This window comes from Candidatus Pacearchaeota archaeon, assembly GCA_038874355.1.
Lineage (GTDB): Archaea > Nanobdellota > Nanobdellia > Pacearchaeales > GW2011-AR1 > JAVZCO01.
The window spans coordinates 187,459-206,601 of the sequence record JAVZCO010000001.1 but is presented as its reverse complement, the minus strand read 5'-3'; the positions used below and the strand labels follow the sequence as shown (position 1 = coordinate 206,601).

The 19,143-nt window shown below is 23.5% G+C and carries 18 protein-coding genes; 12 read left to right on the top strand and 6 right to left on the bottom strand.

Translation table 11 applies throughout. The annotated features are described in order from the left end of the window. Positions 1–315: 315 nt before the first annotated feature. The 4 genes from QW117_01215 (at position 316) to QW117_01200 (ending at position 6,964) form a co-directional block, all read left to right on the top strand. Positions 316–1,521, top strand: coding sequence for an orc1/cdc6 family replication initiation protein (locus QW117_01215; GenBank protein MEM3405576.1), 1,206 nt, complete (start codon positions 316–318; stop codon positions 1,519–1,521). A gap of 1 nt (position 1,522) precedes the next feature. Next, complete coding sequence (locus tag QW117_01210; GenBank protein MEM3405575.1) at positions 1,523–3,106, top strand: metallophosphoesterase; 1,584 nt, start codon at positions 1,523–1,525, stop codon at positions 3,104–3,106. A gap of 66 nt (positions 3,107–3,172) precedes the next feature. Next, positions 3,173–6,643 (top strand): DNA polymerase II large subunit, encoded by a 3,471-nt coding sequence (locus QW117_01205; GenBank protein ID MEM3405574.1) that lies wholly within the window; start codon positions 3,173–3,175, stop codon positions 6,641–6,643. 57 nt (positions 6,644–6,700) lie between these two features. Continuing rightward, the gene (locus tag QW117_01200; protein ID MEM3405573.1) at positions 6,701–6,964 is read left to right on the top strand and encodes a hypothetical protein; all 264 of its coding nucleotides are present in this window, start codon (positions 6,701–6,703) and stop codon (positions 6,962–6,964) included. A 30-nt stretch (positions 6,965–6,994) separates the two neighbouring features. Here QW117_01200 and QW117_01195 read toward each other — a convergent pair whose 3' ends face one another. Continuing rightward, complete coding sequence (locus QW117_01195; GenBank protein ID MEM3405572.1) at positions 6,995–8,209, bottom strand: tripartite tricarboxylate transporter permease; 1,215 nt, start codon at positions 8,207–8,209, stop codon at positions 6,995–6,997. Next, complete coding sequence (locus QW117_01190) at positions 8,206–8,547, bottom strand: hypothetical protein (protein ID MEM3405571.1); 342 nt, start codon at positions 8,545–8,547, stop codon at positions 8,206–8,208. Before QW117_01190 ends, QW117_01195 begins: the two co-directional genes overlap by 4 nt. Positions 8,548–8,624: 77 nt before the next feature. Here QW117_01190 and QW117_01185 point away from each other — a divergent pair, with 77 nt between their 5' ends. Continuing rightward, on the top strand, positions 8,625–9,584 hold the full coding sequence (locus QW117_01185) for a tyrosine--tRNA ligase (protein MEM3405570.1): 960 nt from the start codon (positions 8,625–8,627) through the stop codon (positions 9,582–9,584). A gap of 94 nt (positions 9,585–9,678) precedes the next feature. Here QW117_01185 and QW117_01180 read toward each other — a convergent pair whose 3' ends face one another. Further along, a complete protein-coding gene (locus tag QW117_01180; GenBank protein ID MEM3405569.1) occupies positions 9,679–10,593 on the bottom strand; it encodes a GTPase in 915 nt (304 codons plus the stop codon). A 32-nt stretch (positions 10,594–10,625) separates the two neighbouring features. On the opposite strand from QW117_01180, the gene QW117_01175 reads away from it, so the two are divergent. The 6 genes from QW117_01175 (at position 10,626) to QW117_01150 (ending at position 15,150) form a co-directional block, all read left to right on the top strand. Then, complete coding sequence (locus tag QW117_01175; GenBank protein MEM3405568.1) at positions 10,626–11,339, top strand: diphthine--ammonia ligase; 714 nt, start codon at positions 10,626–10,628, stop codon at positions 11,337–11,339. Positions 11,340–11,343: 4 nt separating this feature from the next. Beyond that, positions 11,344–11,901 carry a hypothetical protein gene (locus tag QW117_01170; GenBank protein ID MEM3405567.1) on the top strand — a complete coding sequence of 186 codons (558 nt, stop codon included), beginning with the start codon at positions 11,344–11,346 and terminating at the stop codon, positions 11,899–11,901. Further along, on the top strand, positions 11,898–13,112 hold the full coding sequence (locus QW117_01165; GenBank protein MEM3405566.1) for a pitrilysin family protein: 1,215 nt from the start codon (positions 11,898–11,900) through the stop codon (positions 13,110–13,112). The genes QW117_01170 and QW117_01165 overlap by 4 nt, the downstream gene beginning before the upstream one ends. A gap of 2 nt (positions 13,113–13,114) precedes the next feature. Next, complete coding sequence (gene thpR, locus QW117_01160; protein MEM3405565.1) at positions 13,115–13,636, top strand: RNA 2',3'-cyclic phosphodiesterase; 522 nt, start codon at positions 13,115–13,117, stop codon at positions 13,634–13,636. Positions 13,637–13,727: 91 nt separating this feature from the next. After that, positions 13,728–14,693 (top strand): aspartate carbamoyltransferase, encoded by a 966-nt coding sequence (pyrB, locus tag QW117_01155; GenBank protein MEM3405564.1) that lies wholly within the window; start codon positions 13,728–13,730, stop codon positions 14,691–14,693. A gap of 1 nt (position 14,694) precedes the next feature. Then, positions 14,695–15,150, top strand: a complete 456-nt coding sequence (locus QW117_01150; GenBank protein MEM3405563.1) for an aspartate carbamoyltransferase regulatory subunit — start codon at positions 14,695–14,697, stop codon at positions 15,148–15,150. On the opposite strand, the gene QW117_01145 is transcribed toward QW117_01150, so the two are convergent. The 3 genes from QW117_01145 to QW117_01135 are packed head-to-tail and all read right to left on the bottom strand — an operon-like array spanning position 15,147 to position 18,356. Next, entirely contained in the window at positions 15,147–15,803 is a 657-nt protein-coding gene (locus tag QW117_01145) for an ERCC4 domain-containing protein (GenBank protein MEM3405562.1), read from the bottom strand. The genes QW117_01150 and QW117_01145 overlap by 4 nt on opposite strands. Before the next feature lie 2 nt (positions 15,804–15,805). After that, entirely contained in the window at positions 15,806–17,392 is a 1,587-nt protein-coding gene (locus QW117_01140; GenBank protein MEM3405561.1) for a DEAD/DEAH box helicase family protein, read from the bottom strand. Positions 17,393–17,402: 10 nt separating this feature from the next. Then, on the bottom strand, positions 17,403–18,356 hold the full coding sequence (locus QW117_01135; GenBank protein ID MEM3405560.1) for a hypothetical protein: 954 nt from the start codon (positions 18,354–18,356) through the stop codon (positions 17,403–17,405). 111 nt (positions 18,357–18,467) lie between these two features. On the opposite strand from QW117_01135, the gene nth reads away from it, so the two are divergent. Beyond that, positions 18,468–19,133, top strand: a complete 666-nt coding sequence (nth, locus tag QW117_01130) for an endonuclease III (protein MEM3405559.1) — start codon at positions 18,468–18,470, stop codon at positions 19,131–19,133. Positions 19,134–19,143 lie beyond the last annotated feature (10 nt).

Genomic DNA, 19,143 nt, shown 5'->3' with positions numbered 1-19,143 from the left:
TTATAAATAAATATAAAAATTGAGTGATATTAATTTAATTTAAAAATATATAATATAGTATAATATATATTTTATAGTATAATTATTGTTTTTTCCATAAGAAGTTTTTTATAAAAAAGTCACTTTAAAATAATAAAAAATATTTTATATAAAAAAAATTCGACGAAAAATTATTATTAGAAATTTTCTATGAGAAATAAAGGTGTTGGTGTTATTTTTTGAAATGAAAATATATTTTACAAGAAACAAATCTTTAAAAATATTTATTTTATATTACATTTTGTTAAAAATTAAAATTAAATAAAAAAGAGAAAAATGTCAATAAATTTAGATAAAATTTTTGATTCAGTTTCTAAAAGTTTTATTTTTAAAAATAAATTTATTCTACAAAGCAATTATAATCCCGAAGAAATACCTTACAGAGAAAAACAGCTAGAGCAAGTTGCTTCTATCTTAGCACCTGCTTTAAGATTAGAAAGACCAAGTAATTTATTTGTTTATGGACAAACAGGTACTGGTAAAACATTATGTATACAATATATAAGTAAAGAAATGATGGAAAGAGCAAAAAAATTAGATATTCCTTTAAAAATAGAATATCTGAATTGTAAATTAAAAAAAATTTCAGATACAGAATACAGGATTTTAGCAGAAATAATAAAAAAATTAGGATATGAAGTTCCAATTACTGGCTTGCCGACACAACAGATATACTCAAAATTTATTGAGATATTAGAAAAAGAAAAACAGTTATTAATTTTAATTTTAGATGAGATAGATCAAGCAGTAAAAAAAATAAATAGCGATTTTTTATACAGTTTGACAAGACTAAATTCTGAATTAACAAAAAGCCAATTATGTTTGATAGGTATAAGTAATGATTTACAATTTTTAGATAACATAGATCCAAGAGTAAAAAGTTCTTTATCTGAAGAAGAAATAGTTTTTCCTCCATATAATGCACAACAACTTTATGAAATTTTAAGAAAAAGAGCAGAACATGCTTTTAATGAAAATGTTTTAGGAGAAGGTGTTTTATCAAAATGTGCTGCTTATGCTGCTAGAGAGCATGGGGATGCAAGAAGAGCTTTAGATTTACTAAGGATTGCTGGAGAAATTGCAGAAAGACAAGGAAGCAAAAAAGTAACTTTAGATCATGTTGATGAGGCAAGAGAAAAATTAGAAAGAGATAAAATAATAGATATTATAGAAGCTGCTCCTAAACAATTTCAACTTGTTTTATTAAGTATAATAAATTTAGTAGAAAAAAAACAATTAGAAAATATTTTTACAGGAGATGTGTATAATGTTTATTATGATTTGTGTAAAAAAACAAAATTCGAAATCTTAACTCAAAGAAGAATATCTGATATAATAGCAGAATTTGATATGTTAGGTTTGATTAATGCCAGAGTTATAAGTAAAGGCAGACATGGAAGAACCCGTGAAATAAAATTATCTATTCCAGAAAAAATAATACCAAAAATTAAAGAAATAATATATAATTCTTTAAATTTATAAAATGGAACAAAATACAGAATTAAAAAAAGAATTGCTAAAATTATGTTTCGAGAAAAAAATTTTATTAGAACCAGAAATTTTTAATATATTATGTAATTTAAACTTAGAAGATGCAAAAAAAATTATCGAGTTAATTTCTTGTTTAAATGAAAAATTAATAACTAAAACAATTTTAGAAAAAAATGTAGAACTTATAAAAAATAAAATATCCGATCAAGAAATAATAAAAAAGATAAAATTAACTTTAGGTTTAGAATTAGAAATCAAAGAGAAATATAAAGAATTAGAAAATAAAGAAAAAATTTCTTTAGAAAATAAAAAAGAATCATTTATAAATAAAAATGTTAAAATATTATATTCTTTGATTAACATAACAAAAAAAATAAAGCCAACAGATTTTGTTGTTCATTTCAGAAATAGATATCTTGAAATAAAAAAATACTTACAAGAAAGAAAAGAACTTGAAAATTTAATTTCTATAAATAGAATTAATGGAAAAAGACAAACAATTAGTATCATAGGAATTATTTTAGAAAAAAGAATAACTAAAAATAAAAATATTATTTTAGTTGTAGAAGATCTAACAGGACAAATAAATGTTTTAATTAATCATGAAAAAAAAGAAATTTATGAAAAAGCAAAAAACGCACTCTTAGACGATATAATAGCTATAAAAGGTTTTGGGAATAATGAAATTTTATTTGCCAATGAAATTTATTATCCAGATATAATGTTAATAGAAAAAAATTATTTGGAAAGAGACGAATCTATAGCTTTTATTTCAGATATTCATGTTGGTAGCTCTTTATTCTTAGAAAATAATTTTTTAAAATTTATAAATTGGATTAATGGTAAAGTAGGGGATGAAAAGCAGAAAGAAGAAGCAAATAAAGTAAAATATCTTTTTATTGTTGGGGATGTTGTTGATGGTGTAGGAGTATATCCTGGTCAAGAAGATTTATTATCAATAAAAGATATAAAAGAACAATACAATAAATTAGCGGGATATTTAAAAAAAATAAGAAAAGATATAACTATAATTATTTTACCAGGCCAACATGATGCTGTTAGAGTTGCAGAACCTCAACCACCTATAGGAAAAGATTACGCAAATTGTTTATATGAATTAGATAATGTTATTTTAGTAAGTAATCCTTGTATGATAGAAATAAAAAATAATTCTAAACAGGGAATAAAAATTTTATCTTATCATGGAGCTAGTATGAGTTATTTTGTTAATGAAATAGAAGATTTAAGATTATCTAAAGCTCATGATAATCCAGCAAGAGTTGTTAAAGAATTATTAAAAAGAAGACATTTAGCTCCTTCACATTCTTCTGTTATTTATATACCTAATGAAAAATACGATCCTCTAATAATAAGAGAAATTCCAGACGTAATTGTTACTGGAGATTTTCATAAGGCAGATCATGATTATTATAATAATATACAAATTATTTGTTGTAGCTGTTGGCAATCAATAACCCCTTTCGAAGAAAAGGTTGGGAATCATCCAGATCCATGTAAAGTTCCTTTACTAAATTTAAAGACAAGAAAATTAAAGATATTAGATTTTTCAGAATAATAAAATTTACAAAAAGAATTCAAATAAAAATTAAAATAATTAATATTATTAAAATTATAATAAAAAATGAGAATAGAGGAATATTTTAAGGAAATAGAAGATAAAGTAAAAGTAATTTATAGTGTTGCAGAAGAAGCAAGAAAAAAAGGATTAGATCCTAAAGAAATAGTTGAAATTCCAATAGCAACAAGTCTTGCAGGAAAAGTTGCTGGTTTAATTTCTACTATTTATCCTCAATTAAATAATCAAACTATTATTAAGAGAATTAAAGAATTAGAAAAAGAATATGGAATATTAGATCCGGCTGTTTGTTTAAAAATAGCAGAAGAGGTTGCAAAAGAAAAATTTTGTAAATTTAAATCTTTTTTAGAAGCAATTGATGCTGGAATAAGAATTGCTTTTGCATATTTCACTTTAGGTGTAGTTTCTTCTCCTATAGAAGGATTTACAGAATTGAGATTAGGAAAAAGAAAAGATGGAAAAGAATATTTTATCTTATATTATGCAGGTCCTGTAAGAAGTGCTGGAGGCACTGGAGCTGCTTTTTCTTTAGTTATTGCAGACTATCTAAGAGGAATTTTTGGTTATGAGAAATATGATGCTAATGAAAAAGAAATAAAAAGAACAATAACAGAAATTTATGATTATCATGAAAAAATTACTAATTTACAATATTTACCAACAGAAGAAGAAATAGAATTTTTAGCTAAACATTTACCTATACAAATAAATGGAGACCCTTCGGAGGATAAAGAAGTTTCTAATTTTAAAGACTTAGAAAGAATCGAAACTAATCTAATAAGAAGTGGTTTTTGTTTAGTTTTTGCAGAAGGACTTGCACAAAAAGCTCCAAAGATATATAGAATAATAAAAAAGTTAAAAGAAAAAGGTTTTAAATTAAAAGACTGGGATTTTCTAGAAGAATATATAAAAATTCATGAAAAAAGAGAAAAAGGAATTTCTTCTAATTCGCCAACATATATTACAGATCTAGTTGCTGGAAGACCGGTTTTAGGCCATCCTTCTCGTTCAGGAGCATTTAGATTGAGATATGGTAGAGCAAGAAATAGTGGTTATAGTTGTTTAGCAATTCATCCAGCAACAATGATAATGTTGGGAGAATTTATTGCTATTGGAACTCAAATTAAAATAGAATTGCCAACAAAAGGAGGGGTTGTTGCAAGTTGCGATACAATAGAACCACCAATAGTAAAATTAAAGAACGGAAGTGTAAAAAAAGTATATGATTTAGAAGAAGCCAAAATTCTTTATAAGGATGTAGAGGAAATAATTTATTTAGGAGATTTATTAATACCTTATGGAGATTTTCTTAATAGAAATCATAAATTAATGCCACCTGGATATTGTGAGCAAGAGTGGTGGCAAGAATTAAAATTAAAAGCAAAACAAAAAGAAAAATCTTTAGATATAGAAAATATTTATGATGTTTCTTTGAAAGAAGCTATTTTTCTTTCTAAAGAAATGGATATAGCTTTACATCCATCTTATATTTATTATTGGTCGCAAATAGATTATCATTTATTTTTATCTTTATTAGAATGGCTCTCTTTTTCTAAAATTTCAAATAGTAAATTAATAATGCCTTATAATAAAGAAGAAAAAACAAAATTTAAAGATGGTAAAAGAGCTTTAGAATTATTAGGAGTTTTACATGATGTCTCTATAGAAAATGTTGTTTTATCACAAAAAGAAACATTTTCTTTTTTATTTAATTTAGGAATAGAAAATTTAGAAAATTTTGAAAATGAAATAAAGAATATTAAAGAAAAAATACAATATATAAAAAGTGAAAATGTTTTAGAAATAGTAAACAAATTATGTTCTTGTGAAATTAAAGATAAAGCAGGTACATTTATTGGGGCAAGAATGGGAAGACCAGAAAAAGCAAAAATAAGAAAATTAGAAGGATCTATAAATGTTCTTTTTCCGGTAGGGGAAGAAGGAGGAAGATTAAGAAGTATTAATGAAGCAATGAATGTAGGTTATGTTAAAGCAGATTTTCCTATTTATTTTTGTGAAAAATGTAATAGAGAAACAATATACAGAAAATGTGAAATATGTAAAGAAGAATGCAAAAAAATTTATATTTGCAAAGAATGTGGTCAGAAAGTTCATTCTGAAAGATGTCCTATGCATCCAAATATTCAAACATTAAATTTTTATGAAAGAAAAATACCAATAAAAGATTATTTTGAAAATGCTGTAAAAAATTTAGACTTATTACAGGAAGAAATTCCAAATTTAATTAAAGGTGTAAAAGGAACTAGTAATAAAGATCATATACCAGAGCCGTTAGAAAAAGGAATTTTAAGAGCTTTATTTAATTTACAAGTAAATAAAGATGGAACTATAAGAATAGATGCTACAGAAATGCCTTTGACTCATTTTAAACCTAAGGAAATTTCTATCTCTATAGAAAAATTAAAGGAATTAGGTTATACAAAAGATATTTATAATAATCCTTTAGTTGATGATGAACAAATAGTTGAGTTAAAGCCTCATGACATAATTATACCTTGTTGTTATGAAAGTGAAGACGAACCAGCAGACGAAATATTAATGAGAGTTGCTAATTTTATAGACACTTTATTAATTAAATTCTATAAGATGAAACCATTTTACAATATAAGAAAAAGAGAAGATTTAATAGGACATTTAGTTGCTTGTATAGCACCACATAATTGTGCAGGTGTAGTTGGTAGAATAATAGGTTTTTCTAAAGTACAAGCTTTAATAGCTCATCCATATTTACATGCCGCTATGAGAAGAGACTGTGATGGAGATGAAGCATCAATAATGTTATTGTTAGATATGTTAATTAATTTTTCTAAAGATTTCTTACCAGCACATAGAGGAGCAACACAAGATGCACCTTTGGTATTAAATATAAAAATAAAAGCAGGAGAAATAGATGATATGATATTTGATTTTGATATTAGTAGGGAGTTACCTTTGGAGCTATATGAAGCAGCTAGAAAATTTAAACAACCATATGAGATAAATTTACCGAGAGTTAAAGATAGATTAGGGAGAGACGAATTCAATAATTTATGGTACGAATATGAAGTTTCTGATATAAATAAAGGAGTAATATGTAGCAGTTATAAAAAATTAATAACTATGCAAGATAAAGTTATGAAACAAATGGAAATAGCAGAAAAGATAAGAGCAGTTAATACAAGTGATGTAGCAAGATTAATAATAGATAGGCACTTTATAAGAGATATAAAAGGAAATTTAAGAAAATTTTCTCAACAAGAATTTAGGTGTAGTAAATGTAATACAAAATATAGAAGACCCCCTTTAGTTGGAAGATGTTTGAGATGTAAAGGGAATATAATTTTTACAATAGCAGAGGGTTTTATTATAAAATATTTAGAGCCGGCTTTGCAATTAGCAGAAAAGTATGATGTTCCTTCTTATATAAAACAAAATCTAGACTTAACAAAAAGTTATATAGAAAGTATTTTTGGAAAAGAAAAAGAAAAACAGCAAGCAATAACAAGATGGTTTTGATTGAAATATATGTTTTTTTGTAATAATATTTAAAAAATAGAATAACCTTTATTTATTATGGTAATAGAAGATATAAAAAAATATAATTTATTAGCAGAAAGAAAAAATGTTTTAGGAGATAAAATTCTTTTAAGAGAAAATAATTTTGTTGTTGGATGGTACAATATAGATTCTCTGATATCTTTTTTAAAAGAGAAATATAGAGATAAAAGAGTAGATTTAGTTGTGAAGGGGTTCAATAATATAGAAAAAAAAGAAATTATAAATGGAATAGAAAAACTCTTAAAAGAAAATAAGAATTTTTTAATAGAATTTATTTAATAATATATATTTATAACTTTCATTAATATTTTATATTGGAAAATATAAAACTAAAGAAGGTAACATTAAACAACCCATCATTAAAGTTCTTCTTTCTCCACTAAATATTGTATATAAGCCAAGAAAAGTAGAAGTTAAAAAAATTGAGAAACCTATAAAAGAAGAAAAATAAAAAACTAAAATAGACATAAAAAATAAAACAAAAAAAGAAATTTTTCTATAGTTTATTTCATGAATTTTTAAAGAAAAAAATTTTGCTAATTTACAACCAATAAAAAAACTTATTATTCCAGAAAAAATAATAACTAAAATAATAATATATAAGTAATTTAATGAAAAGTTTTCTAATATTTTAGAAATAGCAACAACACTGCCATTTCTTTTAACATTTAAAGAATATAAAGAGATAAAACTTAAACCCATTATAATAGTATTTATGCTTCCAAGAGTTATTAAAAATTGTTTTTTATCTTTTTCTTCTATTAAATCAGAAGAAATAACAGCTGCTTGTCCTGAACCTAAAGCAGGTAAAAAAGAACATAAAGGAGAAGCTAAAGAAGTAGCTAAAACAGAATTTTTTATTTCTTCTTTTGTAATTTTTACTTTAGAAACTTTTTGTTTTGGTATTTTTTGTTTTTTTATAATACTTATTATAAGAGAAGAAGAACCAAAAAATCCGCTAAGCATTGGTAATAATGGTTCTTTTGAGTTTAAATTAAAAACAACTAATCCTATAAAACCCGACATTAAAAAAATAATTAATGAATTAATTTTATTTTTTTCTCTAAAGATTAGATATAAAGAAGAAAATAATAAAATAAAAAATAAAATTTTTTTTAGATAAGTATAGATTTTTGGCAAAATAGAAATAAAAATTGGGGAAAAGAAGAGAATAGTAAAAATACCTATTAAACTTCCATATAATGTACACATTACTGCTTCATATCCTTTACCTTTTAAAAGTAAAGAATGCCCTGGTAAAATAGATAATGAAGTATCTTCATCTGGAGCACCTAAAAAGATAGAAGGAATAAAATCAATAAAAGTATGTGTTATAGACATAGAAACAATAAAAGAAATAATTGCTATTATAGGAAGATACTGCAACAATAAAGGAGAAAAACTGACTATTAAAACAGAAATCATGTTTATATGTAATCCTGGAGTTAGGCCTGTTATTGTTCCTATTACACAACCAACAAGCAAAGCAAGAAAGATTTGTAAAATTAATATTGTTTCTATCATTTTATTTCAATAATTTTTTCCGCATTTATCTGCGTCTTATTTTTATAATAAGAAATTTTTCCAATAACTTCAATATTTTTATTAGTAAAATTTTTACAATTACAAATTATTTCTAATTTACAAGAAGAATTTTCTAAAATAAGCAAATAAAAATTTTTAGCAAGTTCTCTTTCTTCTATTACTTTACCATAAACAGAAACGTATTCATTTTCTTTCAATTTTTCTATTTCACAGATATTTATTACTTTCGGAAAAGTTTTTTCCTGTATATAAAAAAGAATTAATAATCCAAATATACATAATAATAAAAATATTTTTGCTTTTCTTTCTTTTTTCATTTTTATCATCTTAATTGTGAATTAATTTTAAATAAAATATAAGATAAATTTATTAAGCTTTATTATTTATTTTAAAAATGGAATTAAGAGAAAAATTAGAATTAATCAAAAAGAATACTGTAGAAATTGTAACAGAAGAAGAGTTGATAGATTTACTCCAGAAGAAAAAAAATCCTATAGCATATTGTGGTTATGAACCTTCTGGCCCATTACATTTAGGTCATTTAGTAACAATAACTAAATTGCAGGATTTAAGTAAAGTAGGATTTAAAATTAAAATATTGCTTGCAGATGTTCATGCTTATCTAAATAAAAAAGGAAGCGAAGAAGAAATAAAAAAAGAAGTTGAAAACTGGAAAAAAACTATTAAAGCTTTGAATATAGATGCAGAGATTATTTTAGGAAGTTCTTTTCAATTTAAAAAAGAATATATTTTGGATGTTATAAAATTAGCGAGAGCTTCTACAATAAATAGAGGGTTAAGAAGCATGCAAGAAATAGCAAGGGATATAGAAAATGCTGCTATTTCTCAACTTTTATATCCTTTAATGCAAGTTGTAGATATAAAATATCTTAATGCAGACGTTGCAGAAGGTGGAATAGAACAAAGAAAAGTTCATATGATAGGTAAAGATATGAAAGAAATAATTAATTATAATTTTGTTGCTATACACACACCTTTAATAACTAGTTTGAAAGGACCTGGAGAAAAAATGTCAAAAAGCATACCAGGATCAGGAATTTCAGTTACAGATTCATATGAAGAAATAAAAAGAACAATAAAAAATGCTTATTGTCCTGAAAAAAAATCAGAAAATAATCCTATTTTAGAAATTTCTAAATTAATAATTTTTCCAAGAGTAAAAAAATTTATAATAAAAAGAGATAAAAAATTTGGCAGCGATATAGAATTTAATAATTATGAAGAATTAGAAAAAGAATATATAAAAGGAAATTTACATCCTCTTGATTTAAAAAATACTGTAACTGATTATTTAGAAGAGATTATTTCTCCTATAAGAAAGAATTGGAAATAAGTTTATAATTGCGTTATAATCCTGTATTATGTTCTTAAGCTAAAATAAAAATACGGAATTTTATAGACAAAGATAAAATAAGCTTAATAAAAACTTATTTAAATTTAAATTCAATAATATCTTTATCTTTTAATTCATGATCTAAAGAAACCAATTGATTAGGAAATTTGCTTGATGGTCCGGTTACTCTTGCTTCTTTTATGCTTAAAGATAGCCCATTTCTTATTTTTTCTGCCACATCTTTAACATTAGATCCAACATTTAATATTATCGGATCTTTAGAAGGTTCTTTTCCAGGTTCTTTAGTATAAATCCTTATTTTTTCAAAAGAAAGAAAAATTTTTTCTTTTAATTCATTAATTCCTTCTAGTGTTTTGCAAGAAACAGCAATAAAATTATATTTTTTACTTTGTAAAAAAGAAGTGTACTTTCTTAATTCTTCTTTGCTTAATAAATCAATTTTATTTAAAACAATTAATCTTTTTGCTTTGGATTTAGTTAAGTAAGATTCTATCTCTTGTATCTCTTTTGGATTTATTATTACTATGATTAACAAATCCGTAACATTTGCTATACTATAATCAAAATTTTCAAAATTTATAGCAGGCATATCAATAATTTGTATATTTGCTCCATTATAAACTAATGTACCTACTATAGGTTCTTTTGTCGTGAATTCAATAGGAGATATTAAAGGATTAGCATTAGTTAAACAAGAAAGTAAAGAAGATTTTCCAGAATTAGTAAATCCTATTATAACTGCTTGCATATCCTCTTTTTTTATCCCTTCCTTTTTTCCAGATTTCTTTTTTTTCAACTTTTTAAATTCTATTTTTTCTTTTAATTTTTTATATCTTTTTCTTAATTCTGCTCTTAAAGCTTCTGCTCCTTTGTGTTTAGGAGCATTTCTTATCATCTCTTCTAGCCAATAAATTTTTTCTTCATCAGTTAAAGCAGATAAGTATTTTTTTTGTGCAGCAATAAATTCAGGAGATTGATTTGTTGCCATAACATTTTAAAGCAATAAAATTTTATAAATTTATGGCAAGAAAAAAGTTAAGATTAGGAATTTTATTTTCTGGTGGTAAAGATTCTTGTTTAGCTTTAGATTATGCTTTAAAAAATGAAAAAGTTTGTTGTTTAATAACAATAATTTCAAAAAATAAAAATAGTTATATGTTTCATACACCAAATATAAGATTAGTAGAAAAACAAGCACAAGCAATAGGATTACCTTTAATTATAGAATATACAGAAGGAGAAAAAGAAAAAGAACTTTTTGATTTAGAAAAAGCTATAATTAGAGCAATAAAAATATATAAAATAGACGGAGTTGTAACAGGAGCGATAGCAAGTATTTATCAATCTTCAAGAATACAAAAAATATGCAATAAACTAAATATAGAATGTTTTAATCCTTTATGGCAAAGGAACCAAATAGAGATATTAAATGAAATAGTAGAAAAGAATTTTGATGTTATAATAACAGGAGTTTATGCAGAAGGTTTAGAAGAACTTATAGGAAAGAAAATAGATATTTCTTTTATAGAAAAAATAAAAAAATTACAAGAAAAGTATAAAATAAATCCGGCAGGAGAAGGAGGAGAACTAGAAAGTTTTGTTTTAGATACAAATTTTTTTAAAAAGAAAATTATAATAAAAGATTTTGGGATTTTTGATGATTATAAGGGGGAGATAATAATGAAAATAAAGGATGTATATCTTATTAATAAAGAGAAAGATAAAAAGAAATAAAAAAATGGAAGAAAAAATTTTAATAATAAATTTATGTTATAATAATTTACATTATTATGAATTTGTTAAACCTGTAGAAGATATAATAAAAATTACAAACAAAAAATATAAAACAATTTATTACAAAAAATTAAATCAAAATACAATAAAAAGATTTAAAAAAATAATCCTTTGCGGCACTTCTTTAAAAGATAACGAATATTTTGAAAATATAAAAAATTTTGAATGGATAAAAAATTATAATGGAAAGATATTAGGTATATGTGCAGGGATGCAGATACTATGTAAAATATTTAATTGTAATATAGAAAAAAATTTAGATATAGGATTAAAATTGGTAAATTTTAAAAAAAATTTTTTAGGGATAGAAGGATGGAAAGAAGTTTATGAATTACATAATTATGAAATTTCTTTTAGTAGCGTATTAGAAAGAGAATTTGAAATTTTTTCTCAAGGTAGTATAGATGCATTAAAGCATAAAAATAAAGAATTTTACGTTACTTTATTCCATCCAGAAGTAAATCAAAAAGAAATAATAATAAATTTTGTAAATTTAAAATGAAATCAAAAATATTTAATTTTTATAGAGAAAAATTAAAGAATGGAATTACAATACTTTTTGAAAAAAGAAGTACCCCTGTTATTAGTACAGCGGCTGCTATAAGAACAGGAGCAATAAATGAAAATGAAAAAAATAAAGGAATTGCGCATTTTGTTGAACATATGCTTTTTAAAGGGACCAAGAAAAAAAACTATGAGGTAATTTCTAGAGAAATTGAAAAAAAAGGAGGTATTCTAAATGGATATACAGATGAAGAAAGAACAGTATTTTGGAATAAACTACCTTCTAAATATTTAATTACTAGCTTAGAAAATCCGATACAAATAATATCTAATCCCGCTTTTAAGGAAAAAGAATTTGAAAAAGAAAAAGGAGTCATTATAGAGGAAATTAAAATGTATAAAGATAATCCTATTTTTTATTCTATGGATAAAATAAAAGAATTGTTGTATGGAAAACCATTCGGTTTAAGCATAATAGGAAATATTCCTAATATACAGAATATCAAAAGACAAGAATTAATAAAGTTTTATAAAAATCACTATTCAGCAAATAATATTATTTTATCTATTGTTGGAAAAGCAGAATTTTATGATATAAAAGAACAATTAGAAAAGATTTTTGTAAAAAAAAATATAAGAGAAATTATTAAAACAAAAAAAATAAAAATAGAATGTATAAACAAAAAACAAAAAGAAAAAAGAAAAGGACTTGAACAAACACACCTTGTTTTTGGTTTTCATACACCTTTATTAAATGATATAAGAAGATATGCATATGAATTAGCCCTAACACACTTAACAGAAGGAATGTCCTCTGTACTTTTTAACAAAATAAGAGAAAAACGTGGAATAGCATATTCTGTTAAAGGAGGAATAAATATCGGGAAAAATTATTCCTATGCTACAATTTATGTAGGAACTAGAAAAGAAAAGATAGAAGAAGTAAATAAAATAGTAATAAGAGAATTAAAAAATTTAAAAAATTTCAAACAAAAAGACTTAGAAGAAACCAGAGAGCAATTAATAGGTTCCAGAAGATTATTAGAAGAAGATTCCACAGAAGTTATGAATCGTTTATTAATAGAAGAAGAAGGTTTTGGGGCAGAAGAATTTTATAATTACGAATCTAGATTACAGAATTTAAAATTGCAAGATATAAGAAATATAAAAATAAAAAAACTTTCAATTTTTACTTTACTTCCCGAATAAAAATGAGAGTTTTTATTGCTTTGGATTTACCAGAAGAAATAAAAAAAGAAATAGAAAAAATACAAGGCGATTTACCAGATTTTAAAGGAAAAAAAACAGAATTAGAAAATTTACATTTGACTTTGAAATTTTTAGGAGAGATTGATAAAGAAACATTAGATAATGTAAAAAAAAGGTTAAGAGAAATCAATTTTAAAAAATTTAAAGCGAAATTATCTAATTTAGGAGTTTTTGATGAAAATTTTGTAAAAATAATATGGATAAAATTAGAAAATTGTGATGGATTACAAAAAGAAATTGATTATAAATTAGAAGATTTATTCGAAAAAGAAAAAAGATTTATGTCACATATAACAATAGCAAGAGTAAAGAACATAGAAAATAAAGAAAAATTTTTAGAAGAATTAAAAAAAATAAAAATAACAGAAAAAGAATTTTTAGTAAAGAATTTTAAGTTAAAAGAATCTATTTTAAAAAGAGAAAGAGCAGAATATAAAGATTTAGAAGTTTATTTTTTAAAATAAAAACTAATTTATTTAATTATTTGTATATTTTTAAAAATATATTCTAATTTACAATTGTATTTATAAACAATTTAATTATATATTCTTTTTGATGATATCTAAATTTAAAGGAAGAGATGTAATATCTGTTAATGATTTTTCAAGAGACGAGATAGATTTTATTCTTGACTATTCTTCTTTATTTGAATTAAAGAAGGAAGGAGTAGAAGAATTAATGAAAAATAAGATTATGTTACCAGCATTTTTTGAAAACAGCTCTAGAACAACTTTAAGTTTTGATGTTGCTATGAGAAGATTAGGCGGACAAGTTTCTGATTTTGATCCAGAAAGAAGTTCTAGAGGTAAAGGAGAAAGTCTTTGGGATACAGCAATTACAATAAACAACTACTCTTTTGATGTTGTTGTTGTTAGAGAAAGGAGAGATGGTGTTGCTAGATTATTTGCAGATATTATTGAAGCTCCTGTTATTAATGCTGGAGATGGAATTAATGAACATCCAACTCAAACTTTTTTAGATCTTTACACAATAAAGAAAAAAATTGGGAGAATAGATGGTTTAGAAATCGCAATAGTAGGAGATTTAAAATATGGAAGAACAGTGCATTCTCTTGCAAACGCTTTAAAAAAATATAAAGATTGCAAAGTTTATTTTATTTCTCCTCAAGAAACTAAATTAACAGAATCTTTTGTTAATCAATTAAAAGAAGATAAATTAAATTTTGAAGAATTAGATATTAAGAATTTAGAAGATATTCTAGGAAAAATAGATGCTATTTATATGACTAGAGTTCAGAGAGAAAGATTTCCAGAAGGAGTGGAAGGAGAATTTCAATATAAAAAAGTTATTTCTCAATACTGTTTAACAAAAGATATGCTTGATAGAGCTAAATTAAGGAAAAATTTTATTATTTTGCATCCTAGACCAAGAAGACAGGAATTACCAAAATCTTTAGATAATACACCATATTCTGCATATATTAAAGAACAAGAAAAAGCAGGACTTTATGTAAGAATGGGTTTAATAAATTTAATCGCAGGAGATAAATTTTTATGTTAAAATGGCGAAAGAATTAATAGGGTATATAGAAAATGGAATTGTGATAGATCATTTACCTCCAAGTATAGTTTGGAAAGTTGCAAGAATTTTAAAAATTGAAAATCAAAAAGAAGGAAGAATCTCTTTAGGAGACCATTATTTTAGTACTAGAATGGGAAAAAAGAGTTTTATTAAAATAGAAGGAAGATCTTTAACACCATATGAAATTAATCTCGTTGCATTAATTGCTCCAGACGCTACAATAAATAAAATAATTAATGGAAAAGTAAAAGAAAAGACAAAAGCGGTTATTCCAGAGAGATTAGAAAATATAGTTTTATGTAATAATCCAAATTGTATAACAAATGATCCGACAGAACAAGTAGAACCTATAATTTATTATAAAAAAGGAATTTTTTCTTGCCATTATTGTGATAGTAAATTTTTAAAATCAGAACTAAAGATAAAGGATTTTTAATATTCTGAATTTATAATTTTTAAGAATAAATCTGTTTTTTTTCCAAGGATTTTTCTTAATTCTTCTTCATTTGCATTTATAACATTTTTTATTGTCTTGAAATTTTTTAATAATCTTTTTGCTGTTATAGGGCCAATAGTAGGAAATCCTTCTAATATAAATTGTAATAGTTCTTTCCTGTTCATATTTTTATTTTTGAATCTTAAAGAAAAATTTTTTCTTTTTTTCTTTTTTGCTAAAATATATAAAAAATTACTAGTTTCTTCATAATCTTCTGTAAAAAGAATAGGAATTTTTCTATTTATTAAAACAGAAAGTAAAAATCCATTAATTGCGTTTTGGTTAATTTTTCTTTCTGAAATTTCTTCTTTACATCCTTCAATAATTAAAAGTTTTTTTTCGCATTTTTCTAAATTTTCTAACTGCTCTATTAATCTTTTATTTATTATGCTGTTGATAAAATCGTTATAAGTTTTTCTCTCAATAATAACATCATTTACTATATAATCTCCGACACAAAGGTTTTTTAATTCTAATAAAATTCCTTTACTTACTAATTCTGCAACTACTAAAGAATTTTTTTCTCTAAAATCTACAATTATTCTTAATTTTTCTTTGCTTTTTCCTTTATCTTTTTTAAATATATCTAACATTTTTAATAATCAAATAAATTCTTTTCTTTTTTTATTATTGTTTTTTTATTATTTATTTCTTTATTTATATCATTTATTACATTATACATCTTTTTTTCTTTATGAAAAGAAGCCCAATAATAATATTCATCTCTTGTTTTTTTTATCATTAAAATTATAATTTTTCCTGGTCTTAATCTTGCCGTTCTTCCGGCTCTTTGTATTTTTCTTATTGCAGAAGGTATGGGTTCATAAAAAATTACAATATCTACTTCAGGAATATCTAAACCTTCTTCTCCTATTGAAGTAGATACCAAAATATTTGCTTTTCCAAGAGAAAATTCTCTTATTATTTCTTGCTGCTCCTTTTGCGTCATTCCAATTTCTTTTTTTATTGTTTGTCCAATAAAAATTTTAGCGTTAACATTTTCTATGTTATTTAATTCTTTACAAATCTTAATAACACTATCTCTATATTGAGAAAAAACTATTATTTTTGAATTTTTTTTGTTTTTTAATTCTTCAATTATTATTTCTTTAAGTTTTTCTAACTTTGGATTTTCTTTTTTTCTTGTTAATAATTCAATTAAATAGTTATAAGCTTGATTAAATTCTTTACTTTTTACTATTTGCTTTACTGCTTTACTTTTTTCTTTTTCTGACTGTCTAAATAAATCTTGCAAATATTCAAAAGCAGAAACTAGAGTTTGTGTTTCTATAAGTTCTATAGCATGTTGTATTTTTAGTGCAACAGCACAGGCGCTTGCCCCAGAAAGGAGATTGAAATGTCTGTTGCCGGTAGATATTGCTTTCATAATTTTATGTTGGGTTTCTAATAAATTCTTTTTTGTAGCTTTGCCAAACAATAATTTTCTTTTGATAAGTTCTTCTATTTTCTTATCATATACTTTTTTTAATATGTTTCTTAATTTTTGTAATTCTTCTGGGAAATCTAATTTTATAACTTCAAATTTTAATTTTTGTAAATATTGCTTAACATCTTCACTTTCTCTATTTCTTAATTCAACTTTTTCTATTTCTAAATTTTGACATATTGTTCTTATTTTTTCTTTTTCGCTTCCTGGACTCGCAGTTAAACCAAGAATTTTAAAATTTTTTGCCTGTTCTTTATATTTTTTTGCTATATAAGTGTAAGAATAATTTTTTATACATCTATGACATTCATCTTCTATTAATAAAGAAACTTCTTGTAAAGAATACAAATTATTTTTTATATCATTAGAAATACATTGTGGAGTAGAAAAAATTATATTTGCATTTTGCCATTGCTCTTTTCTTTTTTCTGCTTTTATTTTTCCTGTAAATAAAATCATATCGGCAAATAAATCTGGAAGATATTTTTTAAAATAATTATAATGTTGTTCTGCTAAAGGTCTTGTTGGGGCTAAAAACAAAATTTTTGAATTAGGAAATTTTATTAATCTATGTATAGATAGCATTAGAGCAATTAAAGTTTTTCCTAATCCAGTAGGCAGAACAACTAGAGTATTATTTTTTACAGCAGTTAAAAATATCTTTTCTTGATAATCTCTTGGTGTAATAGAAACCAAATACTTTCTCACTTCTTTTAATTCATTTTCCTCTTCCATCTTATATCTTTTATAATTTATTTTTTACTAAAGAATTTAGATATTCTTTAAATAAAGAAGGATTTTTTCTTTTAAATTCCTTTGTTATTTCATTGTTTAAAGGATTTGTCCAAATTTTAAGATTAAAATTTCTTGCTTTTTTAATCATTTCTTTTGATTTTATTTCTGATATAACAAAATAATTTAAATTTCTAAATTCACTTGGGGTCAATTCTATTACCGGAACTTTATATTTTTTATAAACTTTAATTTTCTTTCTTTTTTTTCTTTCTGCATCTGGGTGTTGGCCATAAACTTCTATAAAAACATTAAATTTTGGTAAATAAAAGTCAGGAACACAGAACATTTCAGGAAAAAATAAAGCATATCTCTCATATTTTGCGTTTATTTTATTTAAATAGAGAAAATTTGCTAAATTTTTTTCATACTTGCTTTTGACTACATATCCAGAAAGAGTTTTTAGTCTCTCTATATTTTCTTTTTTTCCTAGAAGTTTTTTTAAATTATAATTTAATAAATAAAGTTCCAAAGCTTTTTTACATCTTTCTTTTAAATAAGGTTTTTGTTTCCAAATCTCTTTTGCTTTCTGTTTCGCTTTTTTTATCTCTTCTAGATTTCTTTTTATTTTTATTAACTTCAAAGCAATTTTTGCTCTTAATTCCTGATTTTCATAAACTTTTTTCATTATCTTAGAATGTTTTTTTCTTTCTTTTTTGTTTTTCCATCTTTTTTTCATTATTTTTTTATGTTTGTTAATTAATTCTTTATTTTTCCATGTTTTTATATTACTTCTTTTTAATTTTTCTTTATGTTCTTTAGAAAAATGCTTTCCTGACCATACTTTCTTATGCCTTCCTTCAAGATAAGCTTTTTTTAAAGAAAGAGAATTTTTAAGTCTTACAGATAAAGGTTGCTTTTTTCCTTTCCAAAACAAACCAATATTATATTTTTTTGATTTTTTCATTTAACTTATAAATGATTTTATATTTAAATACTTTAAACTATCTTATTTCTTATTTTAGTTTAAACATTTATTTTTCAATAATAATTTAAATCATAATTTATTATATAATAAATGATGTTAAGTCATAATAAAAAAGATATAAGTAAAGTTATGAATATTCTTCTTAAAAGATATAAAAATAAAAGACAACCAACATTGAGGAGAACATCAAAAAATTTAACACCATTTCAGGTTTTAATAGCATGCTTAATTTCTTTAAGAACACAAGATAAAAATACAGAAAAAGTTACAGAAAAGTTATTTAAAATAGCAAAAACTCCAAAACAATTTTTAAAAATGGATATAAAAAAATTAGAAAAATTAATTTATTCTTCTGGTTATTATAGAAAAAAAGCAAAAACTATAAAAGAAGTTTCTAAAGAAATTTTAAGAAGATTTAAAGGAAAAGTTCCAGAAACAAAAGAAGAATTGTTAAGTATAAAGGGAATAGGGCAAAAAACAGCAAATATAGTTTTATCATTTGCTTATAACAAGGATTATATTCCTATAGATACGCATTGTCATAGAATTCCCAATAGATTGGGATGGATAAAAACTAAAAATCCAGAAGAAACAGAAAAAGAAATAATGAAAATTTTGCCGAAAAAATATTGGAAAGAATTTAATACAATAATCATTTTATTTGGAAAAGAGATTTGTTTGCCAATTTTACCCAAGTGTAACATATGCCCTGTGAAAAAATATTGTAAAAGAATTAATGTTAAAAGATATAGATAGTTATAAATTA